The organism is Bradyrhizobium sp. Ec3.3 (assembly GCF_000472925.1).
GTDB lineage: Bacteria > Pseudomonadota > Alphaproteobacteria > Rhizobiales > Xanthobacteraceae > Bradyrhizobium.
Map to the genome: position 1 here is coordinate 62,930 of NZ_AXAS01000015.1, position 19,277 is coordinate 82,206.

Sequence of the window (19,277 nt, forward strand, 5' to 3'; positions counted from 1 at the left end):
TCAGACCGCCTTTTTCGGTGCCGGCTTGCGTTGGCGCAGGAAGCTGCCGAGCAGCCGCCGCTTACCCCTGCGCGGGATGAGGTCGACGTCGCTCACGAGCCTGGCACCGCCCCTGTGCCGCTCCAGCACGATCTTGCGGCTATGAAAGGCCTCGAGTTCGGCGCGATGCGCCACGCTGACGATGGTCGCCTTCGGCAGTTCGTCCGTGACCATCTTCATCATCCTGTCCTGGCTCTTCTCGTCGAGCGCCGAGGTCGCCTCGTCAAGCACCACGATGTCCGGGCTGTGCAGCAACAGCCGCGCGAAGGCGAGACGCTGCTTCTCGCCGCCGGACAGCGTCTGGTCCCATGGGCCCTCCTCCTCGATCTTCTCCTTGAGATGATCGAGGCCGACCTTGCGCAGGGCTGCGCAGATCTCATCGACCGTCCAGTCTTCGGCTGCGCCCGGATAGGCGACCGCGCGGCGCAAGCTCCCGGTCGGCACGTAGGGACGCTGCGGCAGCATGAAAAGCCGCCGGTCGGGATGGAGGTTGACGCTGCCACCACCCCATGGCCACAGGCCTGCGATCGCGCGCACCAGCGTGCTCTTTCCGGTGCCGGATTCGCCGGCCACCAGCAGCCGCTCGCCGGGCTCGATGACCACCTCGGTTTCGCCGACCACCGCGGTACCATCGTCGAGCGTGACGGAGAGATCGCGCAGCTCCAGCATCGCATCATCGTCCGTATCGCCACGCTTGATACGCCCGATGCCGTCACCCTGCTCGGCGCGTTCGAGACCATCGAGCGACATCATCAGCGAGGCAATGCGCCGGGCGCAGGCGTTCCAGTCGGCCAGCGGCGGATAGTGGTCGACCAGCCAGCCGAACGCGCTCTGCACGATGGTGAAGGCGGAGGCGGCCTGCATCACCTGCCCGAGCGTCATGCTGGCGTCGAGGAATTTCGGTGCGCAGAGCAAGAGAGGGACCACGGGAGCAACAAGGCTCGAGCCCTGAGACACCAGGGTGGTGCGCATGTGCTGTCCAGCGAGCCGGGCCCATTGGCGCAAGACGTTGCTGAAGTTGCGGTCGATGCCGTCGCGCTCCTCCTCTTCGCCGCCGAGCAGCGCGATGCTCTCGCCGTTCTCGCGCACGCGCGTCAGCGTGTAGCGGAAGTCGGCCTCTGCCTGGTTCTTGTCCTCGGAGACCCTCACAAAACGCCGGCCGATCACTGCGATCGAACCCGAGGCAATCGCGGCATACACGACGGCGGCGATCACGAGGAAGCCGGGAATGGTGAGCGATGTGGCGCCGAGCCTGACCGTGAGCGCGCCGCCGATGGTCCAGAGCACGACGATGAAGGTCGCCGCCGACAGGAATGCCGCGGTCACGCCGGCGAGAAAGTCAACTGGTGAATCGGTGGCGATGCGCAGGTCTTCCGCAATCCGGTATTCGGGATTGTCGTGGTCGCCGCCGACCAAATTGAGCTGATAGTAGCGGCCATTGGCGAGCCATCGCGTCAGCACGCTTGCGGTGAGCCAGGCGCGCCAGCGGCGCTGGATGCGCATGCGCGCGAAGACCTGGGCCACCCCGAGCGCGACGCTGCCGAATGCGAGCGGAAAGAACACCGCTGTCAAATGGTAGACGGTGGAGGCGTCGCGCTGCTCGATCGCATCGAAGATCGCGCGATTCCAGACGTTGATGCCGTACTGAAAGCCGACGGTGGCGACGATCAGGACGCCGAGCCCGATCGAGAACGGCCAGGCCAGCCGATCGCCATTTGGGCCCCAAAAGCCCCTTGCACTGATCCAGAAGCGGGTCAGCAGATAGTCTTTCCGCGCTTCCTCGATCTCCTCAGGCGATAGATCGGCGCCCGATTCGAGAATCTCCGGAGGCGGCGGAGCGACCTCCTCGTCGTTCTCGCCGGCGATCTCGATGATGGGCGGCTTCCTGCCCTTTTCGCGTTCGGCGGCCGGCTTTTGCATTGCTGAACAACGCGAGGGAAATCAGCCGGTTCCTTCTGGCTTCAGCGGCTCGCGGAAGTCACTCCGCCGCTCCATCCCGCACGCGGCGCAGCCGTGCCGCCTTGTACAGCACGCGCGACAGCGCCTCGATCGAGTAGGGCTTTTGCAGCAGTTCGAAGCCGAAGCTGCCGTCCTGCGCCAGCACGTGGCTGTAGCCGCTGGTGAGCACGATTGGCACGTCGATGCCGCGGTCGCGGATCGCGTGCGCGAGATCGAGGCCGGTCATGCCGGGCATCACCACGTCGGAGAACACCACGTCGAAGCGATCCGCGTCCACCGTCAGCTCGGCGAGCGCATCGCCGGCATTGTCGACCAGCGTGACGCTGTAGCCGAGCTCGGTGAGACCATCGGCGGCGAAATTGGCCACCTCGATATTGTCCTCGACGACCAGCACCGACATGCCGCTGCCAGCGAGTGCCGGTGCGGTGTCGGGCGCCTGCCGCTGCGGCAGCACCTCGGCGGGCACGCGCGGCAGATAGAGCGTGAAGGCGCTGCCGCGGCCGACCTCGCTCGCAACCGTCACCTCGCCGCCGGATTGCTTGACGAAGCCGAACACCTGCGACAGGCCGAGCCCGGTGCCGTGGCCGACCTGCTTGGTGGTGAAGAACGGCTCGAAGATGCGGCCGAGCTGGCTTATCGGGATGCCGGACCCGGTATCGGTGACCGTGACGGTGATGAAGCCATGGCTGCCGACGAGATGTGTCAGGCTGTCGGGAACGGCCGTCGCCGCCTCCACCGTGAACGTGATCCTGCCGCGGCCCTGCATCGCATCGCGCGCATTGACCGCCATATTGAACAGCGCCGTCTCGAACTGGCCGGCATCGGCGTTGACGAGAAAGGACGCCGCCGGCAGCCGCATCACGATCTCGATGGCCGGTCCCGTCAGCGTGGCGATCATGTCGCGCAGCGACTGCACGCGCGTGCCGACGTCGAACACCTCGGGCTTCAGCGTCTGCCGCCGTGCGAAGGCCAGGAGCTGCGAGGTCAGCTTTGCGGCGCGCGCGACCGCATCAGTGATGGCGTTGATGTAGCGCTGCCGCCTCTCCTCCGACAATTGCGGTCGGTTCAACAGGTCGATGGAGGCGCGGATCACGGTCAGCAGGTTATTGAAGTCGTGCGCCACGCCGCCGGTGAGCTGTCCGAGCGCCTCCAGGCGCTGGCTGTGCTTGAGTGCCTCCTCGGCGTCGCGCCGCCGTGCCGCTTCGGCCTGGAGGTTCTGCGTGCGCCGGAACGCCAGCGCGAGGATGAAGAAGAGCAGGGCGGTGGCAGGCAGACCGAAAATCAGGTGCTGGCCCATGGTGGCGAGCCAGCGCGAACGGATCGCCGAGGTCTCGAGCCCCGCGCTGACATAGATCGGATATTCGGCGACGCGCTTGTAGCCGATGCGCCGCTCGATCCCGTCGGCGGGCCAGGCGATGGTCATCAGCCCGTGCGCGGGGCTCAGCGCGATCTTCCGGCCGACCGGCCCACCGGGGTCGAGCCGGACATCGCGATCGAGGTGCGGATAGTGCGCGAGCAGGACGCCGTCGGTCCGCCCCAGCGCGAAGAAGCTGCCGGGATCGCTGCCGATGCGCGCGTAGAAGCTCTCGAAATATTCGGGAAACACCGAGGCCTGGATCACGCCGATGAAGCTGCCGTCGTCGGACTCGCGGCGGCGGCTCATGCCGAAGAAGCGGGCGCCCTGGTAGGGCTGGCGCGGCGTCAGCGGCGTGCCGATGAAGGTGCCGATGGTCTGGTCGACATGGGCGTTGAAATAATCCCGGTCCGCGAAGCTGACCTGCGGCGCCGGCGACAACAGGCTGTTGACCAGCGCATGGCCCTGCGCATCGAAGATCCAGACAGATTTGAGCTGCGGCAGCGAATCGGTCAGCCGCTTCAGGCGAAGATGCAGCGCCCCCTCGCGCGACCGGATGGCCTCGTCCGAAAGGCCGCGCACCACCTCGTTGAGCTCGGCGAGGCTGCGATCGATGGTCTCGAACACCTTGAGCGCATGCTCATGGGCGACGTCGAGCGTGCGCTCGATCTCGCGGTCGGCGATGTCGTTGGTCGAATGATAGGAGATCGCCGAGGCGATGATGAACAGCGCAATCGGCAGCGCCAGGGATGCCGCCATCATCCACTGCAGCAGTTTCAACGAATTGCGTTGCGCACCCTGCACAGTCGCTCCTGACCCGGAACGAAGCTTACTTGAATTTCCCGCAGGGAAGGAAGTGGCTTGTGATGGGAACCTTTGGTTGCGGCCGGCGCGTCGCCGCCCGCGAAGGATGCGCCAGTAGCAATCCTGAGCTAAGCTACTATAGGTAGCAATACGGCCGCGGCCATGCCCGGCCGCCGCCGATGCATAAAAGTTCGCTTAAACTTGCCGCTCGACGAGCTTCAGCTTCAGCTCGGCGATCGCCTCTGCGGGGTTGAGGCCTTTCGGACAGGCCTTGGCGCAGTTCATGATGGTGTGGCAGCGATAGAGCCGGAACGGGTCCTCGAGATTGTCGAGCCGTTCGCCGGTCGCCTCATCGCGCGAATCGGACACCCAGCGGTTGGCCTGGAGCAGGGCGGCGGGGCCGAGATAGCGCTCGCTGTTCCACCAATAGCTCGGGCAGGAGGTCGAGCAGCAGGCGCAGAGGATGCACTCGTAGAGGCCATCGAGCTTCTCGCGGTCCTCGTGGCTCTGGCGCCATTCCTTCTGCGGCGTTGGCGAAGTCGTCTTCAGCCACGGCTCGACGGAGGCATACTGCGCGTAGAAATTGGTGAGGTCGGGGACGAGATCCTTCACCACCGGCTGGTGCGGCAGCGGGTTGATCTTCACCGCGCCGTCCTTCACGTCGTGCATCGAGCGGGTGCAGGCGAGCGTGTTCTGGCCGTCGATGTTCATGGCGCAGGAACCGCAGACGCCCTCGCGGCAGGAACGGCGGAAGGTCAGCGACGGGTCGATGTGGTTCTTGATCCAGATCAGGCCGTCCAGCACCATCGGACCGCAGTCGTTGGTGTCGACGTAATAGGTGTCGACGCTCGGGTTCTTGCCGTCGTCCGGGTTCCAGCGATAGACGCGGAATTCGCGCAAGTCCGTCGCGCCCGCGGGCTTCGGCCAGGTCTTGCCGCCGGTGATCTTCGAGTTCTTCGGAAGTGCGAATTCAACCATTTTCGATCAGGCCTTCGCTTTCGCTCAGTACACGCGCGCCTTCGGCGGGATGTACTGGACGTCGTTGGTCATGGTGTAGTTGTGCACCGGGCGGTAGTCGATCGTGACCTTGGCGGCATCGTCGAGCCAGGCCAGCGTGTGCTTCATCCAGTTCTTGTCGTCACGCTCGGAATAATCCTCGCGGGCATGCGCGCCGCGGCTCTCGGTGCGGTTGGCGGCCGAGTTCATCGTCACCACCGCCTGCGAGATCAGATTGTCGAACTCGAGCGTCTCGACGAGGTCCGAATTCCACACCAGCGAGCGGTCGGACACCGCGATGTCGGTGATGCCGCTGTGGACCTTCTGGATCAGGTTCTGGCCTTCGCTCAGAACCTCGCCGGTGCGGAACACCGCGCAATTGTTCTGCATCACGTGTTGCATGCCCTCGCGCAGCTTCGCGGTCGGCGTGCCGCCGGAGGCGTAGCGGTAATGATCGAGGCGGCCGAGCGACTGCTCGGCGGAGTTCGCCGGCAGCTCCGGCTGCTTGCCGTTGGCGGTGAGCTTCTCGGCGCAGCGCAGCGCCGCGGCGCGGCCGAACACCACGAGGTCGATCAGCGAGTTGGAGCCGAGACGGTTGGCGCCGTGCACCGAGACGCAGGCGGCTTCGCCGATCGCCATCAGGCCCGGTATCACGGCGTTGTCGTCGCCATCCTTCTTGGTCAGCACCTCGCCGTGATAATTCGTCGGGATGCCGCCCATGTTGTAGTGGACGGTCGGCACGATCGGGATCGGCTCGCGGGTCACGTCGACATTGGCGAAGATCTTTGCCGATTCGGAAATACCCGGCAGCCGCTCCTGCAGGACCTTCGGATCGAGATGGTCGAGATGCAGGAAGATGTGGTCCTTCTTCTTGCCGACGCCGCGCCCCTCGCGGATTTCGATGGTCATCGCGCGCGAGACGACGTCGCGCGAGGCGAGGTCCTTGGCCGACGGCGCGTAGCGCTCCATGAAGCGCTCGCCTTCGGAGTTGACGAGATAGCCGCCCTCGCCGCGCGCGCCTTCGGTGACGAGACAGCCCGAACCGTAGATGCCGGTCGGGTGGAACTGCACGAACTCCATGTCCTGGAGCGGCAGGCCGGCACGCAGCACCATGCCGCCGCCGTCGCCGGTGCAGGTATGGGCCGAGGTGCAGGAGGCGTAGGCGCGGCCATAACCGCCGGTCGCCAAAATCGTGGTCTGGGCGCGGAAGCGATGCAGCGTGCCGTCATCGAGCTTCAGCGCGATCACGCCGCGGCAGGCGCCCTGGTCGTCCATGATCAGGTCGATGGCGAAGAACTCGATGAAGAATTCTGCCGCATGGCGGAGCGACTGGCCGTACATCGTGTGCAGCATGGCGTGACCGGTGCGGTCGGCGGCCGCGCAGGTGCGCTGCGCCTGGCCCTTACCGTAGTCCATGGTCATGCCGCCGAACGGGCGCTGATAGATCTTGCCGTCCTCGGTGCGCGAGAACGGCACGCCCCAGTGCTCGAGCTCGTAAACGGCTTCCGGCGCGTGGCGCACCATGTATTCGATCGCGTCCTGGTCGCCCAGCCAGTCCGACCCCTTCACGGTGTCGTACATATGCCAGCGCCAGTCGTCCTTGTGCATGTTGCCGAGCGAAGCGGAGATGCCGCCCTGCGCCGCGACGGTGTGCGAGCGCGTCGGGAACACTTTGGTGATGCAGGCCGTGCGCAGGCCCGCCTCGCTGCAGCCGACGACGGCGCGCAGGCCCGCACCGCCCGCGCCGACCACGACGACGTCATAGGTATGGTCTTCGATCGGATAGGCTTTTCCGTTGGTGGCGGGAGCGCCGCTGCCCTTGCCATTCGTGGTGGCGGCCATGGGTTACACTCCGGATGACAGCTTGAGGATCGCGTAGGTCGAGGCGAGCGCCACCGCGATCGAGAAGAAGTTGTTGAGCATGACCGCAACGAGCTTCAGCTTCTCGTTGTGGACGTAGTCCTCGATCACGACCTGCATGCCGATCTTCATGTGCCAGGCGCTGGCGAAGATGAAGAGCAAGAGGATCAGCGCGATCGGCAGCGAGCCGAGGATCACCTTGGCTCCGGCCTGGTTGCTGCCGAGCAGCATCATGACGACCACGATCACAGGCAGCATCAACAGCGTCATCGCGACGCCGGTGAGGCGCTGGCGCCAGAAGTCAGACGTGCCCGAATGCGCGGCGCCGAGGTTGCGGACGCGGCTGAGCGGCGTGCGCATGCTGCGCTTGGGTGTATCGGGCGTGCTCATCGTCCGCCTCCGATCGCGTAGGCAATGATCCAGATCAGGACAGTGAGCGAGATGCCACCGATCAGCGCGCCCCAGGTCAGGGCCTCGCGCTCATTGGCCTTGAAGCCGTAGCCGAGGTCCCAGACGAAATGCCTGATGCCGCTGAGCATGTGATGCATCAGGGCCCAGGTGTAGCCGAACACGATGAGACGGCCGAAGAAGCTGCCGGTGAAGGCCTGCACATTGCCGTAGGCCCCCGGGCCCGACGCCGCCGCAATCAGCCACCAGGCGAGCAGAACCGTTCCAAAATAGAGCGCGATACCGGTGGCGCGGTGGACGATGGATAGCGCCATCGTCAGCGTCCAGCGGTAGACTTGCAGGTGTGGTGAAAGCGGTCGTTCGATCCGTGCGGTCATGGGCGGCTTTGGTGTTTTATTGCGGCCCAGCATGGGGCGCGCGGGGATCGCGAAAGGTCGGCCCTATTTACGGAGTCGAATCTATCCACGCAATCACCAAATCGCCATAAAGCGAACCAGCGTTCAGCTCTAGAGGGATCACGAAGCAAGGCTGATCAGGAGCTTGGTATACCAGAACGACATCGGGATGTTGAAGAGCTGAATCTTACGCCGTTTCTTGGGGGCCTCGCTTCGCGACTTGAAATCGCAAGAGGATCGTCCTCACGCGAACCAGTCCGTTCATGCCGAAAAGCGCGGCCAAAGCGACCTGGGGCGGAACCGCGAAGAAGCCTGCCGCGCCTGCCGCTTGAGCTGTTTTCACGTCCGTCATCCCTCCAAGGCGCTTCCGATATGCGTGCCCTGCATCCCGCGCCTGTCGCTACCCGCTGACGACCACGAGCGAGATAGCCTAGAAGTTGCGGACGCGTCGCGCTTCGTCCGGGTGCATCGACCTGGGGGGTCGTGGCTCACGTGCCGGGATACGATTCGCGTGACTGCAGGTCTCACTCTCCAGGACATCGTCGAGCTGGCGCTGCTGCTCATCGCGGTCGGCGCGCTCTCCGGCTTTCTCGCCGGCGTGTTCGGCATCGGCGGCGGCGCGATCCTGGTCCCCGTGTTCTACGAATGCTTCCGCATCGCCGGCGTGCCGCTGGAGGTGCGGATGCCGCTCTGCGTCGGCACCTCGCTTGCGGTCATCATCCCGACATCGATCCGCTCGTTCCAGGCGCATTACGAGCGCGGCGCGGTCGACATGGCGGTCCTGCGCGTCTGGTGGCTGCCGATCGTCATCGGCGTCATCGCCGGCAGCGTGGTTGCGCGCTACGCGCCGGAGCGGCTGTTCAAGATCGTCTTCGTCGCCGTCGCTTATTCCGCCGCGGCGCGGCTCATTTTCGCGCGCGAGACCTGGAAGTTCGGTGACGACCTGCCGAAAGGGCCGCTGATGCGCGCTTACGGCTTTCTGGTCGGCATCCTCTCGACGCTGATGGGAATCGGCGGCGGCCTGTTCTCCAATTTGCTGATGACGTTCTACGGCCGCCCGATCCATCAGGCGGTCGCGACCTCCTCGGCGCTCGCGGTGCTGATCTCGATCCCCGGCGCGCTCGGCTACATCTATGCCGGCTGGCCGGCGGCGGCGCGTTTTCCCGAGGTCGCAGCGCTGCAATGGCCGGTCGCGCTCGGCTATGTCTCGCTGATCGGCACCGTGCTGGTGATGCCAATGAGCCTCGTCACCGCACCGCTCGGTGTGAAAGCCGCGCATGCGATGTCAAAGCGCACGCTGGAGACCGCGTTCGGCTGCTATCTCTTCATCGTGGGCAGCCGGTTTGTGCTGAGTTTGCTGGGTGGGCAATAAGCGCTGCACATTCCGTCATTGCGAGCGTAGCGAAGCAATCCAGAATCTCTCCGTGGCGGCGGTCTGGATTGCTTCGCTGTGCTCGCAATGACGATTCATTGTGGCGCCGGCCTCAACCCACGTCGTCCTGGACAAGCGAGCGGAGCGAGCGTCGATCCAGGACCCATTAGCACAGGGAATAGTTTGGCGAAGACTCGTAGTTACCGCCTCGCGCCGCAGCTCTTCCCTGGGGTAATGGGTCCTGGCTATCGCCAGGACGACAGCGAGAGTGGAGCGCGGCGCTACTTCTTCGTGTAAATATCCTTGTAGGTATCCCGCAAGACGTTCTTCTGCACCTTGCCCATCGTATTACGTGGCAGCTCGTCGACGACGAAGACGCGCTTGGGCATCTTGAACTTTGCGAGCCGGCCGTCGAGCGCCTTCAGCACCGCGGCCTCGGTGACATCGGCGCCCTTGTTGCAGACCAGGACGGCCGTGACGCCTTCGCCGAAATCAGCATGCGGCACGCCGATCACGGCGGACTCGATCACGCCCGGCATGGCGTCGATCTCGCTCTCGATTTCCTTCGGGTAGACGTTGAAGCCGCCGGAGATCACGAGATCCTTGCCGCGGCCGAGGATGTGGACGTAGCCCTTGGCGTCGATCTTGCCGAGATCGCCGGTGATGAAGAAGCCGTCGGGACGGAATTCGGACTTGGTCTTCTCCGGCATGCGCCAATAGCCTTTGAAGACGTTCGGTCCCTTCACCTCGATCATGCCGATCTCGTCACGCGGCAGCTCCTTGCCGGTCTCGGGATCGGTCACGCGGGCGGACACGCCGGGCAGCGGAAAGCCGACCGCGCCGGGCACGCGCTCGCCGTCATACGGGTTCGACGTGTTCATGTTGGTCTCGGTCATGCCGTAGCGCTCGAGCACGGCATGCCCGGTGCGCGCAGACCATTCGCGATGAGTTTCGGCGAGCAGCGGCGCCGAGCCGGAGATGAAGAGACGCATGTGCTTGGTCGTCTCGCGCGACAGCGCGGGGTTTTGCAGGAGGCGCGTATAGAATGTCGGCACACCCATCAGCGCGGTGGCGCGCGCCATCAACTTGATGATGAGGTCCGGATCGAGCTTCGGCAGGAAGATCATCGAGGCGCGCGCGAACAGCGTGACGTTGGTCGCCACGAACAGGCCGTGGGTGTGGTAGATCGGCAGTGCGTGGATCAGCACGTCCTGTTCGGTGAAGCGCCAGTAGTCGACCAGCGTCAGCGAGTTCGAGGCGAGATTGTCGTGGGACAGCATCGCGCCCTTGGAGCGACCGGTGGTGCCTGACGTGTAGAGGATTGCGGCGAGATCGTCGTTGGCACGCGCCACGGTGGCGAACTCACTCTTCGCCTTCGCGGCGGCGTCCGTCAGCGAGCCCTTGCCGTCGGGCCCGAGCGTCTCGACCTTGGCCTTCACCTTGGCGGCGATCGCGGCGATGCCGTCGGCCTTGGAGGGATCGCAGACCACCAGTGACGGCTCGGCGTCGGTGATGAAGTAGTCGAGCTCGTTCAGCGTGTACGCCGTGTTGAGCGGCAAATAGACCGCGCCGGCCCGCACGGTTGCGAGGTACAGCACGATATTGGCGACGGATTTTTCCACCTGCACCGCGACGCGGTCGCCAGGCTTCACGCCGCGCTCGACCAGCACATTCGCCATCTGGCCCGCGCGTGCGATCAGCTCGCCATAGGTGATGCGGCTGCCGTCATGGGTCTCGATCGCAAGCCGCGTCGGATCCTCGAGGTTATCGAACAGGCGGGAAAACAGATTGGCGTTGGCAGCTTGGTTCATGCAACATTCCTCAACGGCGAAGGCCGGTCAAAACCGAGGGCTGGATTAGCAAAAACAGCCCCGATGAAGCAACGGAGACAGTTTGCATGACAAACGAAAGGAAACGCGTGGCCTGGGTCACCGGCGGCGGCAGCGGGATCGGGGAGGCCGGCGCGGAGGCGCTCGCGGCCGACGGCTGGACGGTGGTGGTGTCCGGCCGCCGCAAGGACGCGCTGGATGCCGTGGTTGCCAAGATCGCCAAAGACGGTGGGGCGGCGGAGGCGATCCCGCTCGATGTCAGCATTGCCGCCGATGTGCAGAAGGCGGCTGATCAGATCCTGGCCAAGCACGGCCGCATCGACCTCCTGGTCAACAGCGCCGGCATCAACGTTCCCAGGCGAAGCTGGGACGACATGGAACTGGAGGGTTGGGACGAGCTCGTCGAGATCAACCTCAACGGCGTGCTCTATTGCATGCGCGCGGTGCTGCCGGCGATGCGCAGGCAGCAGGACGGATGCATCATCAACGTCTCGTCCTGGGCCGGCCGCCACGTTTCGAAAATGCCGGGCCCGGCCTACACCACGACCAAACATGCGGTGCTGGCGCTGACCCATTCTTTCAACATGGACGAGTGCGTCAACGGCCTGCGCGCCTGCTGCCTGATGCCGGGCGAAGTGGCGACGCCGATCCTGAAACTGCGCCCCGTCGTGCCCAGCGAGGAGGAGCAGGCGAGGATGCTGCAATCCGAAGATCTCGGCCGCACCATCGCCTTCATCGCCTCGATGCCCCCGCGCGTCTGCATCAACGAGGTGCTGATCAGCCCCACGCATAATCGCGGCTTTATCCAGACGCCGCTCAGCAGGGATTGAGATTACACTCCGTCGTTGCCCCAATCCCAACTCGTCGCCCCCGCCTAGTGCGCAATTGCGCACGGGGGGCGGGGGCCCATAACCACAGGGAGTGGTTTGGCGAAGACTTGTGGTTACCAGTCGCGCACCACAACCACTCCCTGTGGTTATAGGTCCCGGGCTCGCGCTTTGCGCGCCACGGGACGACGAGCGGAGGATGTGGCGCCTGCCCCACACTGCGGTACTGGCGTGCGTGGCGCGAGCGCGCAGCACCCCACGAATTCGCCCACCCAAAGTTTCACGCATCACAATAAATTATTGTCCGAAACCGCGTCGCAAACCCTCCCGTAGTTCGGCCAACGACGGCGCTATCGCCTCACACCTGTCGCAAGGTGCCGTTGTTGCAGGACTTCATCCAGATATCGGGAGACTCTCCATGTCGAAGCGTATTGCCTATCTCACCGCCGCAGCCTTCAGCGCACTCGCCATCACCGCGACCATCGTCGCGCCGGTTCGCGCCGAGGAAAAGACCGTCATGGTCGGCGGGGCCGCGATGTTCCCCTCCAAGAACATCATCCAGAATGCCGTCAACTCCAAGGACCACACCACGCTGGTGGCGGCGGTGAAGGCCGCCGGCCTCGTGCAGACGCTGGAAGGCAAGGGCCCGTTCACGGTGTTCGCGCCAACCAATGCTGCCTTCGGCAAGCTGCCGACCGGCACCGTCGACACCCTGGTCAAGCCGGAGAACAAGGCGACCCTGACCAAGATCCTCACCTACCATGTGGTGCCCGGCAAGCTCGAGGCCTCCGACCTCACCGATGGCAAGAAGCTCAAGACTGCCGAGGGCGAGGAGCTGACGGTCAAGAAAATGGACGGCAAGACCTGGATCGTCGATGCCAAGGGCGGGACCTCGATGGTGACGATCACCAACGTCAACCAGTCGAACGGCGTGATCCATGTGGTCGATACCGTGCTGATGCCGGCGACGTAACACCGCAGTACCCTGTTTCATCCCCGAACAGGATGCGCGAAACGGCGAGCCGGGGGATCCCGGCTCGCTTTATTGTGACCGCGATGTTTCATAGGCATCGGTTCGATGCCTATGAGGGCGTAACGAAACCGAAATTGCCGGCGTATATTTGTTGTCACGCGACCCCTGAGGACGGAACCACCATGTCCAGCCTTGCTGCAACCGATGCACCCGCTACCGCCTCGCCGGCGAAGGTCATTCAGCCGGCCTGGGTGAGGGTGATGCACTGGATCAACGCGCTTGCCATGATCCTGATGATCATGTCGGGCTGGCAGATCTACAACGCCTCGCCGCTGTTCAACTTCAGCTTCTCTCGCAACATCACGCTGGGGGGCTGGCTCGGCGGTGCGCTGCTCTGGCATTTTGCGGCGATGTGGCTGCTGATGATCAATGGGCTCGCCTATCTCATCACCGGCTTCGCCACCGGCCGTTTCCGCAAGAAGCTGCTGCCGATCACGCCGTCGGGTGTGCTCCATGACGTCAAGGCGGCGCTGACCTTCAAGCTCGGTCATGATGATCTTACCGTCTACAACTACGTGCAGCGCCTGCTCTATGCCGGCATCATCGTCGTCGGCGTGCTCATCGTGCTGTCGGGCCTGTCGATCTGGAAGCCCGTGCAACTCTATTACCTGGTGATGCTGTTCGGCGACTATCCGACCGCGCGCTACGTCCACTTCTTCTGCATGGCCGCGATCTGCGCCTTCCTCGTGGTCCACGTCGCGCTCGCGCTGCTGGTGCCGAAGAGCCTGCGCGCCATGATCATCGGTCGCTGAGCGAGCATGATCCGGAAAAGTGGGAGCCGGTTTTCCGACAAGATCATGCTCAGAACAAAAGATTCTGGAGAACTGTCATGGCCAAGCGTTCATTCCTGATCTCCGGCGTCGACAAGCGTCTCCTGATCAGGGACTCGCTCAAGGTGATGCCGGACCTCACACGTCGCCGCTTCATCACGGGCGGCGCCAGCCTGGGTGCGCTGAGCCTGCTCACCGGCTGCGACGTCGTCGATTCATCCTCCGCCGAGGAGATGCTGAAGACGGTGTCGAAATTCAACGACGCGGTGCAGGCCTTCATTTTCAACCCGGACGCGCTGGCGCCGACCTTCCCGGAAAGCGCGATCACAAAGCCGTTCCCGTTCAATGCCTATTACGATCTCGACGAGGCGCCCGAGGTCGACGGCAAGGACTGGAAGCTCGAGGTGCGCGGCCTCGTCGACAACAAGAAGTCCTGGACGCTGGACGAGCTCTACCAGCTCCCGCAGGTCACGCAGATCACCCGCCACATCTGCGTCGAGGGCTGGAGCGCGATCGGAAGCTGGACCGGCACGCCGCTGCGCGATTTCCTGAAACTGATCGGCGCCGACACCCGCGCGAAATATGTCTGGTTCCAGTGCGCCGACAAGGACGGCTACAACTCCCCGCTCGACATGCGCAGCGCACTGCATCCGCAGACTCAGATGACGTTCAAATATGCGAACGAGATTTTGCCGCGCGCGTACGGCTATCCCATGAAGATCCGCGTGCCGACAAAACTCGGCTTCAAGAGCCCGAAATACGTGGTCTCGATGGAAGTCACCAACGAGTACAAGGGCGGCTACTGGGAAGACCAGGGATATAATTCGTTCAGCGGGAGCTAGCCGCGGTTTGTAGGGTGGGTTAGCGAAGCGTAACCCACCTCTTCTCCCTCTGCGCGAAATAGTGGTGGGTTACGCTTCGCTAACCCACCCTACGACACCGAGCCTTTCGGCCTCACCTTCCTCTGGCACAGCGCCGCGACCGCACCGAGCGCTAACAACGCCGCCGAAACATTCAGCGCATACGAAAGACTGCCCAGCGCATCCGTGATCGCGCCGACCACGATCGGTCCGAGCGTCTGGCCGACGCCGAACGAGATCGTCATCGCCGCGATCGCGGTCGGCCACACCTGCGGCGGATAGTTGAAGCGCACGAACGCGGTCGTCGAACCGACCACGGCAAAGAAGGCGACACCAAATACGACGGCCGAGGTCGCAAGCCATGCCGTCGAATGCCCCAGCATCGGCAAGCTCGCACCGAGCGCGTTGGTGCCGAGGATGATCGCGGTTGCGAGCCCGCCGCGGTCGAGTGCCAGCACGCCGCGCCAGACCCAGGGTGTGACGAAGGCGCTGACCCCGATCAGGCTCCAGAACGCGGCCTGCGCGGCCGCCCCGCCGCCGGCATCGCGCACATAGGCGATCATGAAGGTCATGTAGGCGATGTAGCCCGCGCCGAACAGGAAGTAGCCGGCGAGATAGATCAGGATGGGCGGAAGCGCGAACGTGCCGTGCCCCGCCTCGCTGAACCGCGCCTTGCTCTCGATGCGGACCAGAAACAGCGGGATCGTCATGGCGGCCGAGAGCAGCGTCAGCGCCCACCACACGATCCACCAGGAGCCCGGCCCGAAATGCTGCAGCGTGAACGGCGCGATCAGCCCAGAGGCGAGGATGCCGACGCCCGGGCCGGCATAGAACAGGCTGAGCAGGAAATTGGCCCTTTCGGGATGCGACTGCGCGATGGTTGCGGCCAGCGCGCCGCCGGCGACGAAGCCCGCCGCCGCGCCAAGGCCCAGCACCAGCCGCGCCAGGCTGAGCGCGATGAAGTTCCCGGTGAGTGCGCAGACCGCCAGGGCCGCGAGGCAGGCCAGCGTTCCACCACGGATTGCAGCCGACCAGCCGACCCGCTGGATCAGCCGCGAGGCCATCAGGGCGCCGGCGAGGTAGCCGACGGCGTTGATGGTGTTCATGAAACCGGCGGCCGAATAGGACCAGTCGAGGCTGTCCCGCATGTCCGGCAGCACCAGCGCATAGGCAAAGCGGCCGATGCCAAGCCCGACCGTCGCCGCCAGCGACAGCGTCAGGATCACCCGCGCAGGGCGCGGCTCTAATGGGGCGCGGTCAGGGGCGTGCAAGGGGTGCTCCGGCAAGGCTGATTGTGGCAGGGCCTGCCCGCCTTGCACAGCCACGCCGCGGCAATGGTGTCTTGCCAAGCGCGCAACGCCGCTCTAGCACTCCGGCCGAATTCGATCTCAGAGGAACCGACCATGGCGACCCATAAACTGCTGCTGCTCCCCGGTGACGGCATTGGCCCCGAAGTAATGGGCGAGGTGAAGCGGCTGATCGACTGGATCAATTCGGCCGGGATCGCCAAGTTCGAGACCGACACCGGCCTCGTCGGCGGTTCGGCCTATGACGCCCACAAGGTGTCGATCTCCGAGGGCGACATGGCCAAGGCCAAGGACGCCGACGCCGTGATCTTCGGCGCGGTCGGTGGTCCGAAGTGGGATGCGGTGCCCTACGAGGTGCGCCCGGAAGCCGGCCTGCTCCGGCTGCGCAAGGATCTCGCCTTGTTCGCCAACCTCCGTCCCGCCGTGTGTTATCCGGCGCTGGCCGACGCCTCGAGCCTGAAGCGTGAGGCGATCGAGGGCCTCGACATCGTGATCGTGCGCGAGCTCACCGGCGGCGTCTATTTCGGCGAGCCCAAGACCATCACCGATCTCGGCAACGGCCAGAAGCGCGCCATCGACACCCAGGTCTACGACACCTACGAAATCGAGCGCATCGCCCGCGTCGCGTTTGATCTCGCCAAGAAGCGTCGCAACAAGGTGACGTCGATGGAAAAGCGCAACGTCATGAAGTCGGGCGTGCTCTGGAACGAGGTCGTCACGCAGGTCCACAAGCGCGAATATCCCGACGTCACGCTCGAGCATCAGCTCGCCGATTCCGGCGGCATGATGCTGGTGAAATGGCCGAAGCAGTTCGACGTCATCGTCACCGACAATCTGTTCGGCGACATGCTGTCCGACATCGCGGCGATGCTGACCGGCTCGCTCGGCATGCTGCCCTCGGCTTCGCTCGGTGAAGTCGATGTGAAGAGCAAGAAGCGCAAGGCTCTGTATGAGCCGGTGCACGGCTCGGCGCCCGACATCGCCGGCAAGGGTCTCGCCAACCCGATCGCGATGATTTCGTCCTTCGGCATGGCGCTGCGCTACTCCTTCGACATGGGCGCGCTCGCCGACAAGGTCGATGCTGCGATCGCCGCCGTGCTGGCGAGCGGCCTGCGCACCGCCGACATCAAGTCGGAAGGCACGACCGCCGCCTCGACCACGCAGATGGGCGAAGCGATCTTGAAGGAACTGCAGAAGCTGCACGCGTAACGGCAAGCACCGCAATCGCAGGGTGGGTTAGCGCAGCGTAACCCACCTCCTTTTGTTTCCGCGGAGGCAAACACTGGTGGGTTACGCCTTCGGCTAACCCACCCTTCGTCGTCTGCTAGTGGAGCCACCTGATGGATGCGTCGCATCGACCCAAGATCGCGGAAACCGTCATCCATGAAGCGGTGCGCCTGCGCGAGGCGCAGATCGGGCGCCGTTGCGAAATCCTCTGCAACACGCGCATCGAGTTTTCCTCGCTCGGCGACTACTCCTATCTCGGGGAGAGCTGCGAGGTCGCCGACGCCGTGATCGGGAAGTTCACGGCAATCGCCAATTCGGTGCGGATCGGCGCGCCGAACCATCCGATGGGCCGTCCGTCCCAACATCGCTTCACCTATTGCCCGGAATATTACGAGGCGACAGCGAGCCGTGACCGCGACTTTTTTGCAAACCGCCGCAGCGACCGGGTGATCGTTGGCAATGATTGCTGGATCGGGCACGCCGCCATCCTGCTGCCGGGCGTGACGGTCGGCGACGGCGCGGTGATCGCCGCAGGCGCGGTCGTCAGCCGCAGCGTGCCGCCCTACACGATCGTCGGCGGCGTTCCCGCGCGCCCCATCCGCAAGCGCTTTACCGATTCTGTCGCGGAAAGCCTGCGCCGTATCGCATGGTGGGATTGGCCGGACGAGATCATCTTCGACCGCTTGAGCGATTTCCGCTCCGAGGCGATCGAACAATTTTGCAAGCGTTACGACCCGGCTTTTGCTCCCGGCGGGTAGAGCGGGAGGTCATCACAAAACAAAAATGGCCGGGACATGCCCGGCCATCACGGCGTCGCTAGATCCGTCCGCTCAATACAGCGGCGGGAGCGGGAAGGCCGTCGGGAAGCCGCCGAGATCGGACGGCGTGCTCAGCGGCTGGCGATCGATCGGACGGTTGTTGTTCTCGCGCGCGAAGGTCGGGTACCCGTACGGCGACGGGAACGCATAGTCCATGAACTTGCGGTCGCCCGGATTGACCTCGGTGCCGCCATCGAGCCAGGAGCGCTTGCTGACATAGATGCGGGTGTGCGGACCCTGCTGATAGACCACGTTGGGACCGCTCGGGCCGTAATAGCCGCGATCGTCATAGGTGCGCTTGGTCTTGGCGTCAGCCGAGGTGGTCAGGCCGATGGCGGCAACAGCGCCCGCCGCAAGCCACAGCGCCAGTTTGTTCGCGGCGGAAAATTTCGAGCTCATCACGTCCCCTTCAAGCGGCAGGCCGCCAATCGATTTCATCTCATACTAGCGCGCCGGGGGTGGCTGCAACTAGGTCAATTGGGTCACACCGCGCCGGAATAATTCCGCCTGCGGCCAAAAGTTGCATGAAAACCAGCCACTTGAGCTTGATGCGCGTCAAAGCGCGCCGCGTAGCTGCGCATTTCCGGCGCCCATCAGCCAGTCCACGGAGGCGGGCGGGCCGCAAGGGCGACGCTTCAGCTCGGCATGGGCGAACAATTCGGCCAGCTTCGGCTCGTTGCCGGAGGTCAGCAGCGTGAGCCGGTTCAGCGTGCAGACGATCGCGGCGCGACGCCCCGGCAGCGTATCGCCTTCGAAGGTGTCGCCTTGGCACGACCAGCCGGAGATCTGAAGCGAGGGCTCCTCGATCCGCTTGACATAGCCGAGACAGCCGGAGGCCTGCCCGCTCGGACCATACAGCGCCACGGGCCCGAACTTGCTGTCGATGACGCCGGCTTCCTCGAGCCGCGTCGCCGCACCGAGGCCCATCCGGGCCGCCATGTCTGCCGGCAGGCGCGCCGCCGGGGCGAATTCGCCGCCGGGGCGGTAGATTTCGAGCTCGGCGACCGGCACCGGCGTGTCGCCGACCCAGCGAATGACGTCCTTGCGGCCGCCCTCGGGATGCCGAAGTATGATGTAAGCGTCTGTTTTGTGGTTGGAATCGAGCCGGCTGACGGCAAAGGCGGGATGCGAGCGGTCGGCCACGTTCCAGCCTGGCCGTATCGCCGGCTCGTCATCCCGCAGACCTGGCAACTGGCCGAGTGCGGCGAGGCCGAGGATGGCAAGCAGCGCCAGCGTCCCCACATACGCGAACAGGCCCGCCATTGCGCCGACGATCTCATCGGCCAAGCCTAGGAGTGCCAGATGGATCCTGGTTCTGGGAAATGCGCCCGGGAAGGCCTGGTACGGCGGCATCAATGCCTTCTGGCGCGGTCAAACGTTGTCTTGCGGGCGGTTCTCGCATAGAAGCGCTGCTCTTCC

The 19,277-nt window shown here is 64.6% G+C and carries 17 protein-coding genes; 7 read left to right on the top strand and 10 right to left on the bottom strand.

The window, feature by feature from the left end; translation table 11 throughout:
* The 6 genes from YUU_RS0117070 to sdhC all read right to left on the bottom strand — a co-directional run bounded on the left by YUU_RS0117070 (window position 1) and on the right by sdhC (window position 7,797).
* A complete protein-coding gene (locus YUU_RS0117070; protein WP_027523481.1) occupies window positions 1–1,959 on the bottom strand; it encodes an ABC transporter ATP-binding protein/permease in 1,959 nt (652 codons plus the stop codon).
* A 58-nt stretch (window positions 1,960–2,017) separates the two neighbouring features.
* Window positions 2,018–4,156: a hybrid sensor histidine kinase/response regulator gene (locus tag YUU_RS0117075; protein ID WP_027523482.1), complete on the bottom strand. Its 2,139-nt coding sequence runs from the start codon at window positions 4,154–4,156 to the stop codon at window positions 2,018–2,020.
* A 195-nt stretch (window positions 4,157–4,351) separates the two neighbouring features.
* Entirely contained in the window at window positions 4,352–5,134 is a 783-nt protein-coding gene (locus tag YUU_RS0117080; RefSeq protein ID WP_027523483.1) for a succinate dehydrogenase iron-sulfur subunit, read from the bottom strand.
* Between the two features lie 24 nt (window positions 5,135–5,158).
* Window positions 5,159–6,994, bottom strand: a complete 1,836-nt coding sequence (sdhA, locus tag YUU_RS0117085; RefSeq protein WP_027523484.1) for a succinate dehydrogenase flavoprotein subunit — start codon at window positions 6,992–6,994, stop codon at window positions 5,159–5,161.
* Window positions 6,995–6,997: 3 nt separating this feature from the next.
* Window positions 6,998–7,402, bottom strand: coding sequence for a succinate dehydrogenase, hydrophobic membrane anchor protein (gene sdhD / locus YUU_RS0117090; protein ID WP_027523485.1), 405 nt, complete (start codon window positions 7,400–7,402; stop codon window positions 6,998–7,000).
* Window positions 7,399–7,797: a succinate dehydrogenase, cytochrome b556 subunit gene (sdhC, locus tag YUU_RS0117095; protein WP_027523486.1), complete on the bottom strand. Its 399-nt coding sequence runs from the start codon at window positions 7,795–7,797 to the stop codon at window positions 7,399–7,401. The genes sdhD and sdhC overlap by 4 nt, the downstream gene beginning before the upstream one ends.
* Before the next feature lie 529 nt (window positions 7,798–8,326).
* Here sdhC and YUU_RS0117105 point away from each other — a divergent pair.
* Window positions 8,327–9,187 (top strand): sulfite exporter TauE/SafE family protein, encoded by an 861-nt coding sequence (locus tag YUU_RS0117105; RefSeq protein ID WP_027523487.1) that lies wholly within the window; start codon window positions 8,327–8,329, stop codon window positions 9,185–9,187.
* Window positions 9,188–9,468: 281 nt separating this feature from the next.
* Here the strand turns inward: YUU_RS0117105 and YUU_RS0117110 are convergent, their stop codons facing one another.
* Window positions 9,469–10,998, bottom strand: coding sequence for a malonyl-CoA synthase (locus tag YUU_RS0117110; RefSeq protein ID WP_027523488.1), 1,530 nt, complete (start codon window positions 10,996–10,998; stop codon window positions 9,469–9,471).
* A gap of 86 nt (window positions 10,999–11,084) precedes the next feature.
* Here YUU_RS0117110 and YUU_RS0117115 point away from each other — a divergent pair, with 86 nt between their 5' ends.
* The 4 genes from YUU_RS0117115 to YUU_RS0117130 all read left to right on the top strand — a co-directional run bounded on the left by YUU_RS0117115 (window position 11,085) and on the right by YUU_RS0117130 (window position 14,488).
* A complete protein-coding gene (locus YUU_RS0117115) occupies window positions 11,085–11,846 on the top strand; it encodes an SDR family oxidoreductase (protein WP_027523489.1) in 762 nt (253 codons plus the stop codon).
* Between the two features lie 415 nt (window positions 11,847–12,261).
* Window positions 12,262–12,816: a fasciclin domain-containing protein gene (locus YUU_RS0117120; protein ID WP_027523490.1), complete on the top strand. Its 555-nt coding sequence runs from the start codon at window positions 12,262–12,264 to the stop codon at window positions 12,814–12,816.
* Window positions 12,817–12,998: 182 nt separating this feature from the next.
* Entirely contained in the window at window positions 12,999–13,628 is a 630-nt protein-coding gene (locus YUU_RS0117125) for a cytochrome b/b6 domain-containing protein (protein ID WP_027523491.1), read from the top strand.
* Between the two features lie 77 nt (window positions 13,629–13,705).
* On the top strand, window positions 13,706–14,488 hold the full coding sequence (locus YUU_RS0117130) for a molybdopterin-binding protein (RefSeq protein ID WP_027523492.1): 783 nt from the start codon (window positions 13,706–13,708) through the stop codon (window positions 14,486–14,488).
* Between the two features lie 89 nt (window positions 14,489–14,577).
* Here YUU_RS0117130 and YUU_RS0117135 read toward each other — a convergent pair whose 3' ends face one another.
* On the bottom strand, window positions 14,578–15,777 hold the full coding sequence (locus YUU_RS0117135; protein ID WP_027523493.1) for a YbfB/YjiJ family MFS transporter: 1,200 nt from the start codon (window positions 15,775–15,777) through the stop codon (window positions 14,578–14,580).
* 132 nt (window positions 15,778–15,909) lie between these two features.
* Between YUU_RS0117135 and leuB the strand changes: the two genes are divergently transcribed.
* Together leuB and YUU_RS0117145 are read left to right on the top strand one after the other, a co-directional pair.
* Window positions 15,910–17,022: a 3-isopropylmalate dehydrogenase gene (leuB, locus tag YUU_RS0117140; RefSeq protein WP_027523494.1), complete on the top strand. Its 1,113-nt coding sequence runs from the start codon at window positions 15,910–15,912 to the stop codon at window positions 17,020–17,022.
* Window positions 17,023–17,153: 131 nt separating this feature from the next.
* The gene (locus YUU_RS0117145; RefSeq protein ID WP_027523495.1) at window positions 17,154–17,798 is read left to right on the top strand and encodes a DapH/DapD/GlmU-related protein; all 645 of its coding nucleotides are present in this window, start codon (window positions 17,154–17,156) and stop codon (window positions 17,796–17,798) included.
* Window positions 17,799–17,870: 72 nt separating this feature from the next.
* On the opposite strand, the gene YUU_RS0117150 is transcribed toward YUU_RS0117145, so the two are convergent.
* Together YUU_RS0117150 and YUU_RS0117155 are read right to left on the bottom strand one after the other, a co-directional pair.
* Complete coding sequence (locus YUU_RS0117150; RefSeq protein WP_027523496.1) at window positions 17,871–18,257, bottom strand: hypothetical protein; 387 nt, start codon at window positions 18,255–18,257, stop codon at window positions 17,871–17,873.
* A 156-nt stretch (window positions 18,258–18,413) separates the two neighbouring features.
* Entirely contained in the window at window positions 18,414–19,211 is a 798-nt protein-coding gene (locus YUU_RS0117155; RefSeq protein ID WP_027523497.1) for a hypothetical protein, read from the bottom strand.
* Window positions 19,212–19,277 lie beyond the last annotated feature (66 nt).